Below are 15,331 nucleotides of genomic sequence, written 5' to 3'. Positions count from 1 at the left end.
TTCGCGAGAACGGCGCTAGGTCAGCGCCGCGGAGGAAATGGAGGTTCCATTAGCGCGCTCAGACCTCTGATTCCGAACTGGTTGACGCAGTCCAGCGCGACGGTGCGCACGTCTTCGTAATAGCGCTCCTCTGCGTCTTGCATGGAGACGGTCGCGTGCACGCAGGTAAAAGCTCGACCGAACAAGCCCGGTGCCAAGTGGGAGCGTCCGTGCGAATCCATCTCATAGCAAACCACGTCGGCGGCGTCATTCCACTCCAGGCCGATCTGGATCTCGACGTCCGTCCCCGAGTCAGCGCCGGCAACCTCCCGCACGAGCGACAGGAAGTCCCCGACGAATACTTCGATGGAGTCGGACGTGATCTCTCGACCCGCGTATGCCGCCTCGCGGTTCGAAGGCCATTGCCCACCGGCGACCCACCCGAGACTCACTGACCCGTCATCGTGGACAGTGGCGTGCGCACCAATTCCGCCGGTGGGGTCTGCAGCGAGCGCGGTCCACCGCCTCAGGCCGGCACGCGGGGCATACGGGTCTACCGCATCGAGCGGGTGACTGAGCGGTCTTGACAACGATCGCCGAAGGTCGAAGTTCGTCCAATGCGCGGAGCGCATCCACGCTTCGTCGCGTAAGCCGGTGATGGCGTGACGTGGCCGCCGCGTCTTCGACGTGCTGTACCGCGGGCGAGCCACGCCGACGAGCACGACTGCTTTACCGGGGTCGTACGCACTCACACACTCGGCGTACATCGTTTCCAGCGTTTCTGCGGCGTCGGCAACTGTGCTGAACCGCGTGCGATAGGCCGCTTCCAGGTCACGCTCCCGCATCCACTCGGTGTCGCTGTCGTTGCGGAGAGGTGCGCTAAAGCTGTGCCCATCGCGGTAGACCAAGTGCGGGGCATCCGGACTGTCAGGGATGACAATCGCAATCGCGCGCGGACCATCTCCGGCAATGCGCTCCACATAGATGCCGCGGATCGGCGGTGTGATGGCGGTATAAGCGACACGGCGAAGAGTACGCTCGTACCCCTCGTTCAGCTCGCCCGCTTCCTGGCGACCGACCGCGCGTTTGTCGGTCTCGTTGACCCCGAACACGATGGTGCCTCCCCCAGAGTTAGCCATCGCGGCCATGTCCTTGACGATGTCGGATAGCGCGAATCGTGCTTCGGGAGGAAGTGCGGACTTCCAATCCAAGTCCCCTGTCTCGGGGAGTCGCTGGCTGACGGCATCCTCAATCATCCGCTCGGTGATCGGTCCGGGCGCCTCACCGAGGTACCGGTGCAACGAGGTGAACAGCATGTCGTAATCGTAGGGGCGTTCGGCCACGCTGCCCCGAAACTGCCCGGAGAGCAGACCGTTCGAGCTGTCACTCCAGATCCGCGAGTCTCGAAATGCCCGCAATATGTCGGACAGCGTGCGGAAGCCGGTCGATCTACGCGCGGTCGATGGGCTTCCGACATTCAGAGAGATTTCACCACGTGCTCGAGGCCGAAGTGCGAGGCTGGTGGGGTGCGTGGTTTCCACCGTCTTCTCGCGGCCACAGTGGCGACAGCGGTTATCGGTGGCGCTACCGGGTGCGCCATGGCTTGCACCGAAGCGGGCTACACAAACGTGCTCGAAGTCGTGGTCACGGGTGCGCATTCGTCCGACGTTGCGTCGATGCAACACTGCACTGACGAACGGTGCGTGGACGGGGTACGAGCGGCCTCTCGAGACAGTTGGGTCTTCGAGCTCTTCGTCGACGCGCCGCGGGAGCCGCAGGTGACGGCATCCGACGCAAGTGGTGCGACGCTCGCCTCCACTCGGCTGGCTGTCGATTGGCATGCGACGACCGAGCCGAACGGGGCGGGCTGCGAAAACAGATCACCCGCAACGCTTGAGGTCCCCTAAGAACGTTCTCAAGCCGGTCGCCGAGCGCACGCCTCCGACTTGGAAGCGGTGACCCGGCCAGAGCGATCCCGCGATGGTTGGCGTCAAGCTATCGGGCTCGAGCGTTCCCGGCTGTGATCGCGATCTGAATCGTCCCAACCACGGCGGTTGCGACGCCGCCGAACATGAGAATCCAAAGCATCGGGTTCCAGCCGCTGATTCCGGTCTCATCGGCGACGATGCCGTAGTTGTAGAGCGCGGCTCCGGCCGCGATGGTGATCACGGCACCGAGTCCGACCACCAGAGATGCCAGAGTCATTCGCATGTGAGCACCCTGCCACATCAAGAGCTCTGCTTGGCGCGCAACGAGCCGCCGGCACGGATGCCGGTCGCTGCACGGGCGTCGGTTTCCGATACGAACGGTCCGCTCGTTGCGCAGTCGCCATACGCGCGAACGACGAGGATCCGGACTCGTATCCGCTCCTGCGGCACGTGACGGCCCGTCTACGTTGAGCAGGTCGGATCCGAGCATATGTATACGTGAGTGGGACGCTCGACCGTAATACCCAACGTGGATGCCATTTGCCCTGTTGCGATAAGCAAGATCGCCGCGACGAAGGCCACCATCCCGATTCGAATGGCATTGAGCGCCCTTGACTGCTGTCGCTCGCGGATGCTGAGGCCATCGATACGCGCCCTGACGATGGCCAAGTCGATAGCCTCCGGCTCAGTGTCCCAATCGGAACCAATAACGGCGCCGAGATGCTCATACGACCACTTCTGTTGAGGGCTGATCAGGGCGAAGAGCCCCGCGCCGATCGATCCGAGCAACAGAAGTGCGCCGGCGACCGTCAGCCATACGAGTGGTCCGCGTACAAGCGTTCCCGCGAGCGAGGCGACGATACCCGATGAGCCCAGCAAGAATGTTGCCCCGGTTACTATGCGTTGCGAGCCGGCACCGAGATCGCGCTCCCACTCGTCGACACGCTGACTCAGCCGAAGCGCCCAGTGGCTCGGTCCAGATGATTCTGATCCCACGTCGCTCAGAGTAGCGAGAGGGCCCCGCCGGGATCCGCAAACGGGCAGTGCCCGAGTAAGGGACCGCTGCGCGCAGCGAGGGAGCGAGAGATCCTTATCGGGCGGCGTGCGTCGAGACGGTCTCGTGGCAAGATCTTGCGATGACGACCGATCAGCTCGTGGCGAGCTACCTGAAGGCACTCGAGACGTCTGATCTCGACGGAGTTCTGGCGCTGTTCGCTCCCTCCGGGACCGTGCATTCGCCGCTGTACGGAACCCTCCCGGCCACAGAGTTCTATCCGCGGCTGTTCGAGGACACCGCCGAATCGAAACTTACGCTGCGGGCCACGATGGTCGGTACCGCCGAGGGGCGCACCGTGGTCAGCTTCTGGTTCGACTTCGACTGGGTGCTCAGCAACGGCGAGCCAGCGCCGTTCGCGGTCGTCGATGTGGCAGAACTCAGCGAGCACGGACTGATCGACGAACTCCACATTGTCTACGACACTGCACCGCTGCGCGACACGTTCAACAACCTCCGCGAGGAGAGTTGACCTCACGGCCCGAGCCCATCCCCTTGCGGTCACATATGGCAGCCCTTCCCGAACTCACGTTCGACCCACCGAAAACGTCCGATGAGGGCTTCGACCAGTGGCCGTTACGGCGGGGGTTTTCGGCGGTTACATCGCCCGGGGTGTTGAGTGCTGATCCACGTCGGCGCCGGCCGTGCCGTAAACGATCAGATTCGGGCGGTTGAGGGAATCTACAACTGGCGTGCCACCCTGGAAGCGTGAATCTCGACATGCTCGCCCTTCCCTTCGCGGTCACCGCTCTCGGTGACGGCGTGGGCGATCCGGTAATCGTTCTACCCGGAGGCCCTTGCCGAGGGCCGGAGTATCTGGGCGACTTCGCCGGCGTGGGTGATGTCCGGCCACTCATCGTCCTGCATCCGCGAGGCACCCCGCGAAGTGGCGGGCTCAGTCGCGGGTGGTGGGCCGACGCGAGCGACGTCATCCTCCTCGCCGACGCACTCGGCCTCAGTTCATTCGATGTGATCGCGCACTCCGCCGGCACTCGCCTCGCTTTGGCCACGGCCGCTCAATTCACGTCGCGGGTCGGTTCGATGGCTCTTATTACCCCGCCCGCTTCCTGGCTCAGCGGCACACCTTCCGACGCCGAGTCGATCGCGGAGGACTGGGCCACCGCGGAGGCGCGTGAAGCCCTCGCCGCCATGACGACCGATGACCCCGCAACCGAGTCCGAGTTCCGCGTGGCCTTCCGGCGGCAAGCACCCGCGAGCTACGCACGCTGGACCGCCGTCGAGCAAGCTCACGCGACGATCGGTGCCGTCAGCCTCGCATCTGCGGAGGCCTGGTTCATCGACATTCCTCCGGATGCAACTGACCGCATCCGCGCTACGAGTCACCCACGAGCCCTGGTCGTCGCGGGCAGTCGCGACCTTCTGACCGGCGTCAAGCCGGTCGCGGACTACGCCAGCCTTCTCGGCGCCAGCTACACACTCATCGAAGACTGCGGCCACTACCCCTGGATTGAGCAACCCGAGACATTCCGTCACCGCCTCGCCTCGTGGCTCACCGGTCCCGAGTGACTCCCACCGAAACTCAGTCCCGATAGTTTCGGTGCCCGAACCCCTCACCGTTCTGGCACGGAGTAGCGGCCAGCAGGCCCTCAACGTCCCGGAAACGATCCGCGCGCGGGCGGCTGTCGTTCCGATCATCCCGAGAGTCGGTGGTAGTGACTCCTAGGTGCCGAGGGCGCCGATGATGAGGCCTGCGATGGTGCATCCCACGAGGTGGTAGCCGCCGGTGATGGTGGCGAAGAGATAGGGCTTGGGAGTGTGTGGTGTGAGCGCGTTGGTGAGAGTTGCGGCGGCGATGGCAAGACCGACGATCGCCCCGATGCCCGTGCCGATCAGCGGCCCTGTAGCCGGGATGAGCGCGATGACGACGGCGATCGCAACGGCCGTGACGACAGCTCCGACCATCGGCAAGATGTAGTACGGGGTCGGGAATCTGCCCTTCGAGGCGGATCGGTCATGGCCGATCGATCGATCCCAGGCGGCGCCGAAGAGGGGTGTGAACCATGCGGCGCCGAGGGCGAAGTACGCCAGTGCCGCAATGCCGACCGCCCACCACGTGACCTCTCCGAGAGTCTGATTCATGCGCGGGACGACCGCATCGCCAGCTTCTGGGTGATGTGTGGGTCCGCGGCGAGGCGCTCATACTCGGGGGTACCAACTCCGTACAGGGCAACGCGGCCCTGCGCGTCGTGATGAGTGCCCCATCCGTACCGTTTGGACAGCACGGAGGCGCGCATGCACGGCTGACCTTTCGAGAAGAAGCGGGCGCGTTCGGCCTCGTGGTCACATACAGGGATGTCGGCGCGAATGGCCGCCACACCGAAGATGATGTCATCGGATGTCAGCCCGTATGGGCGTTCCATGATCAGCCGATGCTGCAGCGCCGCGACGGTCGGGGTCGCGGTGACCGGCGGCACCTCCGGGATGTTCGTCGGACAGTCCGGTGCGACTTGGATGAACGTGTTGTAGTAGTTCGTCGTGCTCACCCGACCAGCTTGCTTGGTCCCCCGGTCGTGAGTATTGGAGAATTGCGTCACATGAGCAGCTCACCTGTCCGGACGATCGCTACATCGGAGCGATCCGGTGTCCTTGCACCAGAGAACCTCTCTCGTTTCGCTGCCTCGTGGATTCGGCCCGCGCGCGATGTCAGTGCAGTGATCGACACGTACTGGAGCGTGCGTTGGAACCTTCCCGCGGAGGAGTTCGTGGATCAGCGCATCATCGACTTCCCCGCCGTCACCTTCAGTATTGAGCAGGGCGACGTGCCGGCGCCGTTCGTCGTGTCCTCACCTCACCCGAAGGCGTGGAATCGCAGGATCGTCGGCCGTGGATCTGTGTTCGCTATCCGTTTGCGTCCTGCGGGACTCGCGGTGCTCTCGGACCTGAACGCCGCCGCGTTGACGCCTGAGCAGGAGCTGACAACCCAGCTGGATGCCAGAGCGTACGCGCTTGTCAAGGCTGTGTCGGGAACGAACGACGAGGATCGCGCCGCACGGGCGGACGTGCTCATTCGAGAGATGATCCGCGAACGACCCCCGACCCCCACTCACCTCTTGGCCAATGCTGCGTTAGATGCGTTGGTTTCCGCTCCTGAGGTGCGGCGGGGCCGGGACATTGCGACCGCTCTGGGCACAAGCGAGCGCACGCTGCAACGAGCGCTGCAACGAACCGTCGGACGAGGACCCAACGACGTCGCTCGACGCATCAGACTCCAGGAAGTAGTCCGCCGGCTCTCGGACCCGGGGTCAGAAATAGCTCGAATAGCTACAGAGCTCGGATACGTCGACCAAGCGCACCTCACCAACGAATTCCGAGTCGCCACCAACACCACGCCCGGCCAGTACCTGCACGACCAAAGACGCTCTCCGACACCCGCACAGGAGCGCCGCTCAACCACGGCAGAGTCGGCAGCGATCACCCGGCAACCGACACCCGCTTGTGTCGCACTGGCGGGTCCTGGAACGTCCGAGGTTGACCGTATGTTGACGACATGAGCACAGTCGCAGCCGGCAAACGTCCTTCACGTGTCGAGGTGATCGCGTCCGCGCTGCTGGGTCCGGTCCCGGTGCTGACGACCTTCTACCTCGTGGCCGGCATTGGCTCGCTATTCGGCCGAATGTGGCCCATCGCGTTGTTCTGGTCCCTGACGCTTGTCGTGGCCGGCCTCACGATGACGGTGCTTGCCGGCGCTCGCCCCCTCCCTCGACTCGCCGACCAGAGTCATCTCCTCAACCGACTGTCGTGGCTTGGCCGCTACGGAACCTCAGCCTTCCTGCTGTGCGTTTCGACGTTCCTAGGCGGCATGGCCGGGGTGGCCGTCCCCGCGGGCTCGGCGCAGCAAGTTGCCGACGCGCTGTCTTCGCTCGTCGGGGCCGTGGGAATCTACGCGATCCAGGCCGCGATCGTCATCTTCCTGGTGTGGCTGGCGATCGACGTCAAACGGCTCGGCGTCGATCGTCGTCGCGCAGGGTTCGCGCGGGCCGTCACCTACTTGGTCGGCCAGCGCGTAGCGGGCGCGTGCGATCATCCTGCGGTCACGCGATGGATCATTGCGCTCACGTCTCCGCTGCTGGTTTCGCTCGCTGCGGCAACCGCGATCGTCTCGATGTTTCTGCAGACGGCTGGGTCGGTTTCCTAAACCACACCTCTCGCCTGCTCATATCGGTCTCGTCGGTAGATGTCGCCGCGTACCTTGACCGGTCCCTCATCGAGGCAATCCTGCGCCAGCTCACGCAGTTGCTGCCTTGGTCGCGTGTATCCGAACGGGAGGGTCAGCTGCGCAACTCTTGCTGCGCCACCACCCGCCATGTGTACATGCGGTCGTCGCGACCGAGTTCGATGAGCGAAAGGCGCGGAGACACTACAACGACCTGATGGAGGTCAGCGAGTTCTAGCGCGTCGCTCAACGCCTCTTCACTGATCTCTTGAGAGAAGTAGCCAAGACTCACGTGCGGGTAGAAGACCTCGTCCGGGTCGGGGGCGGGGCCGCCGGCCGCCGACACGAGTTCGCCTTGCAGCTTGCGCAGCTCTTGTAATCCCGGTGACGTCGCGGAGAGACAGAGGCCCTCCTGATAGATGAAGAGGCGATCGAAGACCAGCGGCACGATCGAGGCGTGGGACGCAGCGCTGAAAACAGAGTCGACATGCTCGTTCAGCGTCGCCGGATCGAGATCACCGGAATGCCCGACACCCGTCATCGTCAGATGCAACCACTCGACCGGCACAACATCGACGCCCGCTACCGTTCTGAGGGCCTCGCCGGCACGCTGCGCCGCCTCGTGGAGAGCGGTCGCGACCTCGAACGTGAGATGCCAGGTCAGGTAGCGGGTCCCCGGACCCCATCCCTCCCGCCACCACCAATGGTCCCGGGTGCGCTCGAAGCTGCCTCGCTGCCGGGGTACTGGATGAGATGGCATCGTCCCATTGTCTGCGGGTGTGCGTCAGATCGCGAGCAATGTGCTTGCCTTCTTTCGGGTGATCCCATCACGCCCCGTCGGCAGTACCTCACGTGCAGTGCACAAGGCGATCCTCATACGGTCACCATGCCGAACTATGTTCTGCCGGCGCAGGCGGCTCACCCCCACTGAGAGCCAGGCGGTCGCTCCTCCTCCCGATAGCGTGAGGACATGACCATGCTGTCCGACGCCGTCCGTACTCTTGGCATTGATCTGAAGAAGAAGCTGAATCAGCCCGTCATCTCGGGCGATCCCGAGGATCAGCTCCGTACCCCTCTCGACGCGTTTCTCCGGGCCCTGGCCAAGGCACTTGGTTTATCTGATGTGAACGTCATCGGTGAGGTGCAGATGGCCGATATCAACTCCCGTCCCGACTTTGCCGTCACTGTCGGCGGCGCGCTCACCGGGTTCGTCGAGGTCAAGGCTCTTGGGAAGGGGGCCGATCCGCGCAGCTACCGCGGCCATGACAAGGATCAGTTCGCGCGACTTTCCCTCCTTCCGAATGTCCTTTACACGGACGGCCAGTCGTGGTCGCTCTGGCAGAACGGCGAGCTCGTCCATCACGTCGGCCGTCTTGACGGTGACATCGCCGTCGCAGGCGCGGAATTGGTCGCGGGTGAGTGGCTCGAAGCAATGATGAGGTAATTCTTCAGCTGGTCTCCGATTGCGCCCGGCAACGCCGGTGAGCTCGCGCGCGTATCCGCTCGGTTGTGTCGGTTGCTGCGCTCAGAGGTTGAGTATGAGCTGACGCAGGGCGCGAAGACTCTCCGGGCGACGGCGAAGGATTGGCGCAATCTGCTGTTCCCCACCGCGGATGACAAACAGTTCGCGGACGGCTACGCGCAAGCGGTTACGTTCGGTCTACTGATCGCCCGAGCCAAGGGTATTTCGATCGAGCAAGACACAGACCACATCGGCAAGGAGCTCGGTTCGACCAACTCCCTGATTGGCCGCGCGTTGCAAGTGCTCGGTTCGGTCGCGGAGAGCGAGTCAGGCCTCAAAGGTGTCGTCGACACCTCCAAGCGGGTGCTCTCGGCAGTCGACTGGCAGAAGATCGAGAAGGGCAGCCGTCGCGATGCGTGGCTGTTCTTCTACGAGGACTTCCTCGCCACCTACGACAACACCCTGCGTCGCAAGACCGGCAGTTACTACACGCCGATCCCTGTCGTTCGGTCCATGACGCGACTCACCGACGACGCCGTCCAGTCACTTCTAGGGCTCCCCGCTGGCCTGGCTGACGACAGCGTGACACTGATCGACCCTGCCATGGGCACCGGCGCGTTCCTGCTCGAGACGCTACGGCTGGTCGCCGCTCGCAGCGCCGCGGATTACGGGCTGGCTGCTCAAGGGGCGGCACTGACCGCGCACTTGTCAAAGGTCATCGGCTTCGAGATCCAGCTCGGCCCCTACGCCGTCTCGCAGCTGCGCCTACTCGCGGAGCTCGCAGCGCTCGGGTCGGACGCGTCGGTCGACAAGCTACGCACTTACGTTGCGGACACCCTCAGCGATCCGCACGCGGAGTTCGACGCCATGGGCCAGTTCTATCAACCGATCGCTGAGTCGCGCCGCCAAGCCGACAGGATCAAGCGGGAGGAGCAGATCCTCGTGGTGCTCGGCAACCCGCCATACAAGGACAAGGCTAAGGGCAGGGGTGGATGGATCGAAGACGGCGCTCATGGTTTCGTCCCGCTCGACGATTACACCCCCCCGAAAGAATGGAAGTTGGGCCCGCACGTCAAACAGTTGCGGAATCTCTACGTTTTCTTCTGGCGCTGGGCGACGTGGAAGGTCTTCGACTCTGCGCCGCCAGGGTCACCGGGTGTGGTGACGTTCATCACCGCGGCCGGATTTCTCGACGGCGATGGATTCCAAAAGATGCGCGCGAAGATGCGCGAGCAGGCCACCGACCTCTTCGTGATCGACTGCTCACCAGAAGGGCTCCAGCCAGCCGTCAACACGCGCATCTTTGAGGGTGTTCAGCAGCCGGTCTGCATCGTCATCGCCGTGCGACGGCCGGGGGGGACTGACGCTCCCGCAACCGTGAAGACCAGGAGTCTCAGTCCTGGTGACCGCAGTAACAAGTTCAGCGAGCTGGAGTCAATCACTCTTGATGACGACGGCTGGACACTCGCGTCGGACAACCCGCGGGCACCGTTCACCGCCGTAGGCGACGACTCCTGGACGCGGCACCCGCTGCTGGAGGATTTGTTCGTCTACGACGGCTCCGGCGTGATGCCCGGGCGTACATGGGTAATCGCACCCGATGTCACGTCCCTGACTAAGCGAGTTACAGCGCTACAGGGTGAGAAAGATGTGGTGCGACAACGCGAGCTATTCTCCGAGGGCGCCGGCCTGAAGGTCGACAAGGCGCTGAAAGAGGCGCTACCCGGCTTCGCTTTGAGGGGTAAGTCGATCGGAGCTGACGACTCGGCCGAAGCACCGGTGCGTTATGCCGTGCGTTCGCTCGATCGAGAATGGATCATTCCGGACAAGCGCGTGCTGAACCGGCCGAACCCGACCCTGTGGGCCTCGGCATCGGATGCACAAGTCTTTATCACCGCCCCGAACGTGGACCCACCTCGCGAGGGCCCTGCGCTCACGGTAAGTGCCACTCCCCCCGACATGCATCACTACTCAGGCCGCGGCGGGCGCGTGTATCCGATGTGGGCTGACGCCGCCGCCACACAAACGAATCTCCGCGCTGAAGTGATTACGACCCTGGAGTCGATCTACGGTCGTCCAGTCGGAACAGAGGAGATCGTCGCCTATATCGTCGGCGTGGCTTCGCATGCCGGCTATGTTGAGGCATTCGCTCACAGCCTGACGACGCCGGGGGTGCGTGTGCCTTTCACGACGGACGTTGCACTCTTCGAGCGAGCCGTCACGCTGGGTCGCAAGTCGGTTTGGTACCAGACATATGGCCTCCGGATGCAGCAGTTTGACCACTCGACATCGACCTCCGGCGTGCCTCGGCTCTCTAACGATCGCGCGCCGCAGAACATCGTGGCGATTCCGTCTACTGAAGCAGGCTTCCCGAACACTCTCGATTACGACGCGGAGACTGAGCGCCTTTCGGTCGGCGAAGGTGTCATCGCGCGCGTAACTCCCGCGATGCGCAGCTATTCCGTCGACCGGATGCCGGTGCTCGACAGATGGTTCTCCTCTCGTCGCGCCGATCGATCGCGCCCGGTGATCGGGGACCGACGTGTCTCGGATCTAATGAACGTTCAGTCCGACCATTGGTTGTCGGACTACACCGCGGACCTCATCGACTTGCTGAACGTCATCGGCTTGCTGGTAAACCTCAAGGAAGACCAGGCGAGCCTGTTGACGGAGATTCTCGCCGGAGATTGCGTCGACGGGCTCGCGGGGCTCGGTGAGAACGCGAGCACCGCAACGCCGGCTGCGAAGATCTCGGCCAAGCGGCTACGCGCTGAGCAGGCTGGCCAGATGGGGTTTGAATTCAACGAACTCGATTCTTCAGATTAGGCGGCGCGGCACCGTCAATGAACGCAAGTTTCCTTGGCGAACGGTCACCGATGTTCCGGATTCGAAAGACGGCAACCCACTCGCAATAGTCGTGGTCGCGGTACGTTGCGCCGACCACGCCGCACTCAGTCGGCGATCTCTCCCTCGCGGCGGAGATCGTAGGACGTCGGGGGGAGCGCCTCGTTCAGCACGTGACCGATCCGGTTGCGTTCAGCCGCGTCGACGTCGGCGCGGCCTGCAGAGCAGGACGGACGGCGGCAACGAGGTCTTCAAGCTGCTGGGGCTGACTCATGTCTGCATTAGTAGCACGGCGGCCTTTTAGTCTCGTGGCGTGCGGACCCCGAGCGCGTCGACGCGCTGTGCGCTCTCGTCGGCGTAGCTGTGCTGTCGAGCGCAGTCGTGCGTCTCGGTAGCGCGGCTGCAGAGCGTTCCGTCGCTGTGGCGTGCGGTGAGGTGAGTCATGATCGTTGTCTCCGTCGTTCTAGTGTGCTGCGTTGGTTGTTCAGAAGAGTGCGTTGGGGTCGATGCGGCCGGTGACGCCCATGGGCGTTCCGGGCTTGTCGCGGTGGAACCACACGCGGCTTGCCGTTCCCTCGTCGGTGAGGCATTCGGCGTAGGGGAGGTCGCGGCCGTGCCAGTCTTCGATCCAGAGTTCGACGATGACCGCCTCTTGGCGCTCGTCGTGGGTGCGGTCTTTCTTGTAGTCGTAGACGCGGACGTCGTAGGCGATGCGCTGTCCGACTGCGAACGGATGCCCGTCGTGCTCGAGCTGCGCGACCTCGCGCGCGAGGTCCATGGGGCGGGGGAGGCGCGGGTCGCGCGTGGTGTTCACGCGCGACCCTGCTCGTCGACGGCGAGGTCGAATCCGCCGTAGGGGCTGTAGCTGGGTACGTGGCGGGTGCCGCTCCCGCCCCGGTCGGTGAGGATGGGTGCCCCGACGGCTCGGAGCGCGGGCGGGTAGTTCGCTTCGAGCCATTCCTTGAGCTTCGGTGTCATTTTGCTGGTGCCCATCTGCCCGCGGAGCTTGGCCGGGAGGATGGGAAGCTGACGCCAGCCGGGGAATGCGTGGTCGTGCCACGCTTCGACGACGGTGTTCCAGTCGCTGTCGATCCAGTGGAGCTCGCACGTGTCGCAGACGATGAGGTGCAGGTAGTCGCCGATGCACTCGCAGGGGAAGCGTTCGGAGAGGAGCCGGGGCCGTTGGCCGGGCTCGATCTGGTGGTAGTCCCAGAGGCACCGGAGATCGGCGGTGTAGCTCGTGATCGTGTGTGCTCCGACGACCGCCCGCGCCCCGCAGTAGTCGGCGGTCCAGCCGTGGCGGATGCGCTCGGTCCACGGCTTCGTCGCGTTGATCTTGTTCCGGCGTTCGGCCGCCGCGTCGAGGTCGGTGGACGAGTAGTAGCGGCTGGTGAAGTCGAGCGGCGCCCCGGTCCAGGCGGGCAGGGCCGCGATCGCTTCTTCCGCGATGAGCTGGTCGATGGCGTCGCTGAGGCTGAGCGTCATGCTCATGGTCAGTTCTCCGTCCGGATGTTCTCGGCCTTGAGGTCGTCGTAGGTCGTCTCGGTGGTGATGACGATCGCGGGGCGTCCTGCGGCGCGGGCGAGGTAGTGGCAGAGCAGTTCTGCGGCGAGGCCTCGCCGCAGGTCGGCAAGCGAGGATGCGCCGATGAACTCGGCGGTGTTCTCGGCGGCTTGCCAAGCCCACAGCACCTGGTAGTTGGTCAGACCCCCCTCGGGCGCGTCGAGGCCGTAGGCACCCTCGATCAAGCTCTGTGCGATGTTCGCGTACTCGAGCGGGGTGGGGGTCAGGTCGATCGTTTCCATGCTCTTGTCCTCCTCGTTGTTTCCCGGTGGGTGCCGGGGGCACGGAGTGGCCGGTACCGGCGGCGGAGCGCAGTGCCCGGAGGGGGCGGTACCGGACTGAGCGCAGCGAGGGAGGATAAGGAGCCCCCGCAGGGAACGGAGCGACAGAGCCGGTTTAGGCTCGGAGGTCCCCGACACCCATAGGGATAAAGATCCGGGCCGCGCAGCGGCTCCCCCGCCGCCAGGGGCGGCGCCCGCCGCAGCGTCGGCGCGGGGTCGTAGTCTTTGAGAGGCCGGAGAGAGGGGTGTCCGGTCAGTGACGCAGAACCGGCGGTACCAGGAGCATTACGCGCAGATGCGCGAACGAGTCTTCAGCGAGATGCCGGCGGCGCCGTGCACGTTGCCGCAGCAGGCGTTTGGCCCGGATCCGGTGAGGTGGACGCGGGAGCAACCGCCGGTGTGGGCGTGGGTGAGCTGGCCGGATCGGCCGGCGGAGCGCATCGCGGCTCACGCGACGGGGTGGAATGACCGGGTCGTGTGCGTGGAGTGGATCGGTGACCGGGGCACGGTGAACACCATGGTGTGGCGCAGCGCGGTGACCAGACGGTCGACGCCTGGCGCTACCGGGTGAGGGTGGGGCCGTCGAGCTCGGGGCCGACGCGTGTGGGGCCGGTGTCTTCGACGAACAGGCTGAGGTTCTGTTCGCGCACGTGCGCGATGACGCGGGCCGCGTCCTTCTGGGTGAGCAGGTCGGTGGGGATCCGGTCTTTCAGCTGGTGAACCGCGATGATGTGGGCGGCGAGGTCCAGGGGCAGCTTCGCCTTGCCGACCTGGGCGCGGGCGGTGTTCTCGATCTCGGCTTCCCGGATCAGTGCGGCGGTGCTGCGTCGCACACGCAGCCGCAACGCGGCGCGGAGCGACTGCTCTTGGTGCTGCTTCTGTTCTCGAAGCATCTGTGCGTGGACGGACTGCACCGCACGCGCGATATCGGCGGATGTGAGGGCGGTGGCCGGCGCGCCGTCGTCGAGGACGCGCTCAACGGCGCGTGCGCTGATGGCGGTGGCGACGTCGGCGGCCGGGAGGCCGGCTCGTTGGCGGGCGGCGTTGGTGCGTGCGGCGGCCTCACGCAGCGCGTGGTGTTCGGTGGTCAGGATGCGGTGTAGCTCCTGGTGGAGGATCGCGTACTGGTGGTGCCAGGTGCGCGCTTGCGCGGAGGTGAAGAAGACGTTCGCGTTGCGTTCGTTGGTCCGCTTCTCGGCTGCGCTGGCTCGGTGCTTGATCGGGGCGGGCAGGTTCAGCGCGGCGAGGCGGCGTTGGAGGCGCTTCGCCTCCCTGTTGGCCCGGAGTTGTTGAGCGTACTTCTCGGGGTCTTTGCGGCGCTCGCGCGCAACTCGGCGACCTTCTCCGGGTTGTTCTTGCGCCAGAGTTTGGCTCGCTCGAGGTTTGCGGCGTACTTGTCGGGGTGGCGGTCACGATCCTCTCTGGCCCGCTGCGCGATGGCGTCCTTGCGGCGGGCGTAGGAGGCTCGTTGCTGGGCTCTGACTTTGTCGAGGTTCGCGGCGCGCCATTGGGCACGGTACTCGCGAACGTGGTCGCGGTTTGCTGCTTCCCACTTCTGTTGGGATGCGCGCCGACTCGATGCGCGGGCGGCGAGCTCCTTCTTCCGCTGTGCACTGCGGCGGACGTGTTCTCTGTGCTTCTCGGGGTTCGCCGCGCGCCACTGAGCCTTGTACGCCTTCAGCCGCTCCTTGTTCCGCTCACGGTAGGCCCGCGCACGTTGCCGAGCACGCGCGGCCGCGTCCTCGGGTTCGTGGTCGCTCACGGGCTACGGGGCGTCGGGGGTGGCGGCGAGGACGGTGTCCAGAAAGGTGAGCCGCCACGCTGTGGGGACGGCGATCGCCCGTGCGCACAGCACGCGCAGCGACTCCCGTTCGTCGGCGGTGATCTCCACGTCGACGAGGGGCTCCAGCGCGGCGGTGACGGCCGCGTGGAGGCCGGCGGACTCCTCGAGCGCCGCGTAGTCGTCGTTGTGGTACATCGCGGCGAGGGCGGTGTTGACGATCAGCTCGTCGGCCTGGTCAGTGGTCAGTTCCATAGGTTCTCCTC

19 protein-coding genes are annotated in these 15,331 nt (G+C 65.0%); 7 read left to right on the top strand and 12 right to left on the bottom strand.

Annotation, left to right across the window (positions count from 1 at the left end):
- Positions 1-20: 20 nt before the first annotated feature.
- From J0P97_RS10120 to J0P97_RS10110, 3 genes are all read right to left on the bottom strand, one after another.
- On the bottom strand, positions 21-1,295 hold the full coding sequence (locus J0P97_RS10120; RefSeq protein ID WP_215487658.1) for an AlbA family DNA-binding domain-containing protein: 1,275 nt from the start codon (positions 1,293-1,295) through the stop codon (positions 21-23).
- A 679-nt stretch (positions 1,296-1,974) separates the two neighbouring features.
- The gene (locus J0P97_RS10115; RefSeq protein WP_196325001.1) at positions 1,975-2,190 is read right to left on the bottom strand and encodes a hypothetical protein; all 216 of its coding nucleotides are present in this window, start codon (positions 2,188-2,190) and stop codon (positions 1,975-1,977) included.
- A gap of 179 nt (positions 2,191-2,369) precedes the next feature.
- Positions 2,370-2,903: a hypothetical protein gene (locus J0P97_RS10110; RefSeq protein ID WP_215487657.1), complete on the bottom strand. Its 534-nt coding sequence runs from the start codon at positions 2,901-2,903 to the stop codon at positions 2,370-2,372.
- Positions 2,904-3,043: 140 nt separating this feature from the next.
- Here J0P97_RS10110 and J0P97_RS10105 point away from each other — a divergent pair, with 140 nt between their 5' ends.
- Together J0P97_RS10105 and J0P97_RS10100 are read left to right on the top strand one after the other, a co-directional pair.
- The gene (locus tag J0P97_RS10105; RefSeq protein ID WP_215487656.1) at positions 3,044-3,433 is read left to right on the top strand and encodes a nuclear transport factor 2 family protein; all 390 of its coding nucleotides are present in this window, start codon (positions 3,044-3,046) and stop codon (positions 3,431-3,433) included.
- A gap of 236 nt (positions 3,434-3,669) precedes the next feature.
- Positions 3,670-4,488, top strand: a complete 819-nt coding sequence (locus J0P97_RS10100) for an alpha/beta fold hydrolase (protein ID WP_308163539.1) — start codon at positions 3,670-3,672, stop codon at positions 4,486-4,488.
- A gap of 153 nt (positions 4,489-4,641) precedes the next feature.
- Here J0P97_RS10100 and J0P97_RS10095 read toward each other — a convergent pair whose 3' ends face one another.
- The gene (locus J0P97_RS10095) at positions 4,642-5,061 is read right to left on the bottom strand and encodes a DUF1761 domain-containing protein (RefSeq protein WP_215487655.1); all 420 of its coding nucleotides are present in this window, start codon (positions 5,059-5,061) and stop codon (positions 4,642-4,644) included.
- Complete coding sequence (locus J0P97_RS10090) at positions 5,058-5,465, bottom strand: DUF6157 family protein (protein ID WP_215487654.1); 408 nt, start codon at positions 5,463-5,465, stop codon at positions 5,058-5,060. The genes J0P97_RS10095 and J0P97_RS10090 overlap by 4 nt, the downstream gene beginning before the upstream one ends.
- Positions 5,466-5,516: 51 nt before the next feature.
- On the opposite strand from J0P97_RS10090, the gene J0P97_RS10085 reads away from it, so the two are divergent.
- Together J0P97_RS10085 and J0P97_RS10080 are read left to right on the top strand one after the other, a co-directional pair.
- Entirely contained in the window at positions 5,517-6,473 is a 957-nt protein-coding gene (locus J0P97_RS10085) for a helix-turn-helix transcriptional regulator (protein WP_215487653.1), read from the top strand.
- Positions 6,470-7,117 carry a hypothetical protein gene (locus J0P97_RS10080; RefSeq protein WP_215487652.1) on the top strand — a complete coding sequence of 216 codons (648 nt, stop codon included), beginning with the start codon at positions 6,470-6,472 and terminating at the stop codon, positions 7,115-7,117. The genes J0P97_RS10085 and J0P97_RS10080 overlap by 4 nt, the downstream gene beginning before the upstream one ends.
- 133 nt (positions 7,118-7,250) lie before the next feature.
- On the opposite strand, the gene J0P97_RS10075 is transcribed toward J0P97_RS10080, so the two are convergent.
- Positions 7,251-7,895: a 2'-5' RNA ligase family protein gene (locus J0P97_RS10075; protein ID WP_215487651.1), complete on the bottom strand. Its 645-nt coding sequence runs from the start codon at positions 7,893-7,895 to the stop codon at positions 7,251-7,253.
- Between the two features lie 210 nt (positions 7,896-8,105).
- Between J0P97_RS10075 and J0P97_RS10070 the strand changes: the two genes are divergently transcribed.
- Together J0P97_RS10070 and J0P97_RS10065 are read left to right on the top strand one after the other, a co-directional pair.
- Positions 8,106-8,579: a hypothetical protein gene (locus J0P97_RS10070; protein WP_215487650.1), complete on the top strand. Its 474-nt coding sequence runs from the start codon at positions 8,106-8,108 to the stop codon at positions 8,577-8,579.
- Positions 8,580-8,651: 72 nt separating this feature from the next.
- Positions 8,652-11,423 (top strand): type ISP restriction/modification enzyme, encoded by a 2,772-nt coding sequence (locus J0P97_RS10065; RefSeq protein WP_215487649.1) that lies wholly within the window; start codon positions 8,652-8,654, stop codon positions 11,421-11,423.
- Between the two features lie 502 nt (positions 11,424-11,925).
- Here the strand turns inward: J0P97_RS10065 and J0P97_RS10060 are convergent.
- From J0P97_RS10060 to J0P97_RS10045, 4 genes are all read right to left on the bottom strand, one after another.
- Entirely contained in the window at positions 11,926-12,255 is a 330-nt protein-coding gene (locus J0P97_RS10060; RefSeq protein WP_215487648.1) for a hypothetical protein, read from the bottom strand.
- Complete coding sequence (locus tag J0P97_RS10055; RefSeq protein WP_215487647.1) at positions 12,252-12,932, bottom strand: DUF6349 family protein; 681 nt, start codon at positions 12,930-12,932, stop codon at positions 12,252-12,254. The genes J0P97_RS10060 and J0P97_RS10055 overlap by 4 nt, the downstream gene beginning before the upstream one ends.
- 2 nt (positions 12,933-12,934) lie before the next feature.
- On the bottom strand, positions 12,935-13,246 hold the full coding sequence (locus tag J0P97_RS10050; protein ID WP_215487646.1) for a hypothetical protein: 312 nt from the start codon (positions 13,244-13,246) through the stop codon (positions 12,935-12,937).
- A gap of 599 nt (positions 13,247-13,845) precedes the next feature.
- Positions 13,846-14,199 (bottom strand): hypothetical protein, encoded by a 354-nt coding sequence (locus tag J0P97_RS10045; protein WP_215487645.1) that lies wholly within the window; start codon positions 14,197-14,199, stop codon positions 13,846-13,848.
- On the opposite strand from J0P97_RS10045, the gene J0P97_RS10040 reads away from it, so the two are divergent.
- Complete coding sequence (locus tag J0P97_RS10040; protein ID WP_215487644.1) at positions 14,185-14,388, top strand: hypothetical protein; 204 nt, start codon at positions 14,185-14,187, stop codon at positions 14,386-14,388. The two genes, J0P97_RS10045 and J0P97_RS10040, sit on opposite strands and share 15 nt — an antisense overlap.
- A gap of 131 nt (positions 14,389-14,519) precedes the next feature.
- On the opposite strand, the gene J0P97_RS10035 is transcribed toward J0P97_RS10040, so the two are convergent.
- Together J0P97_RS10035 and J0P97_RS10030 are read right to left on the bottom strand one after the other, a co-directional pair.
- Positions 14,520-15,047, bottom strand: coding sequence for a hypothetical protein (locus tag J0P97_RS10035; RefSeq protein ID WP_215487643.1), 528 nt, complete (start codon positions 15,045-15,047; stop codon positions 14,520-14,522).
- A gap of 3 nt (positions 15,048-15,050) precedes the next feature.
- A complete protein-coding gene (locus tag J0P97_RS10030; RefSeq protein WP_215487642.1) occupies positions 15,051-15,320 on the bottom strand; it encodes a hypothetical protein in 270 nt (89 codons plus the stop codon).
- Positions 15,321-15,331: the final 11 nt, after the last annotated feature.

It is taken from the genome of Microbacterium flavum, assembly GCF_018717645.1.
Taxonomy (GTDB): Bacteria; Actinomycetota; Actinomycetes; order Actinomycetales; family Microbacteriaceae; genus Microbacterium; species Microbacterium flavum.
The sequence above is the reverse complement of the archived record's forward strand: the minus strand, read 5'-3'. Positions and strand labels throughout refer to the sequence as shown.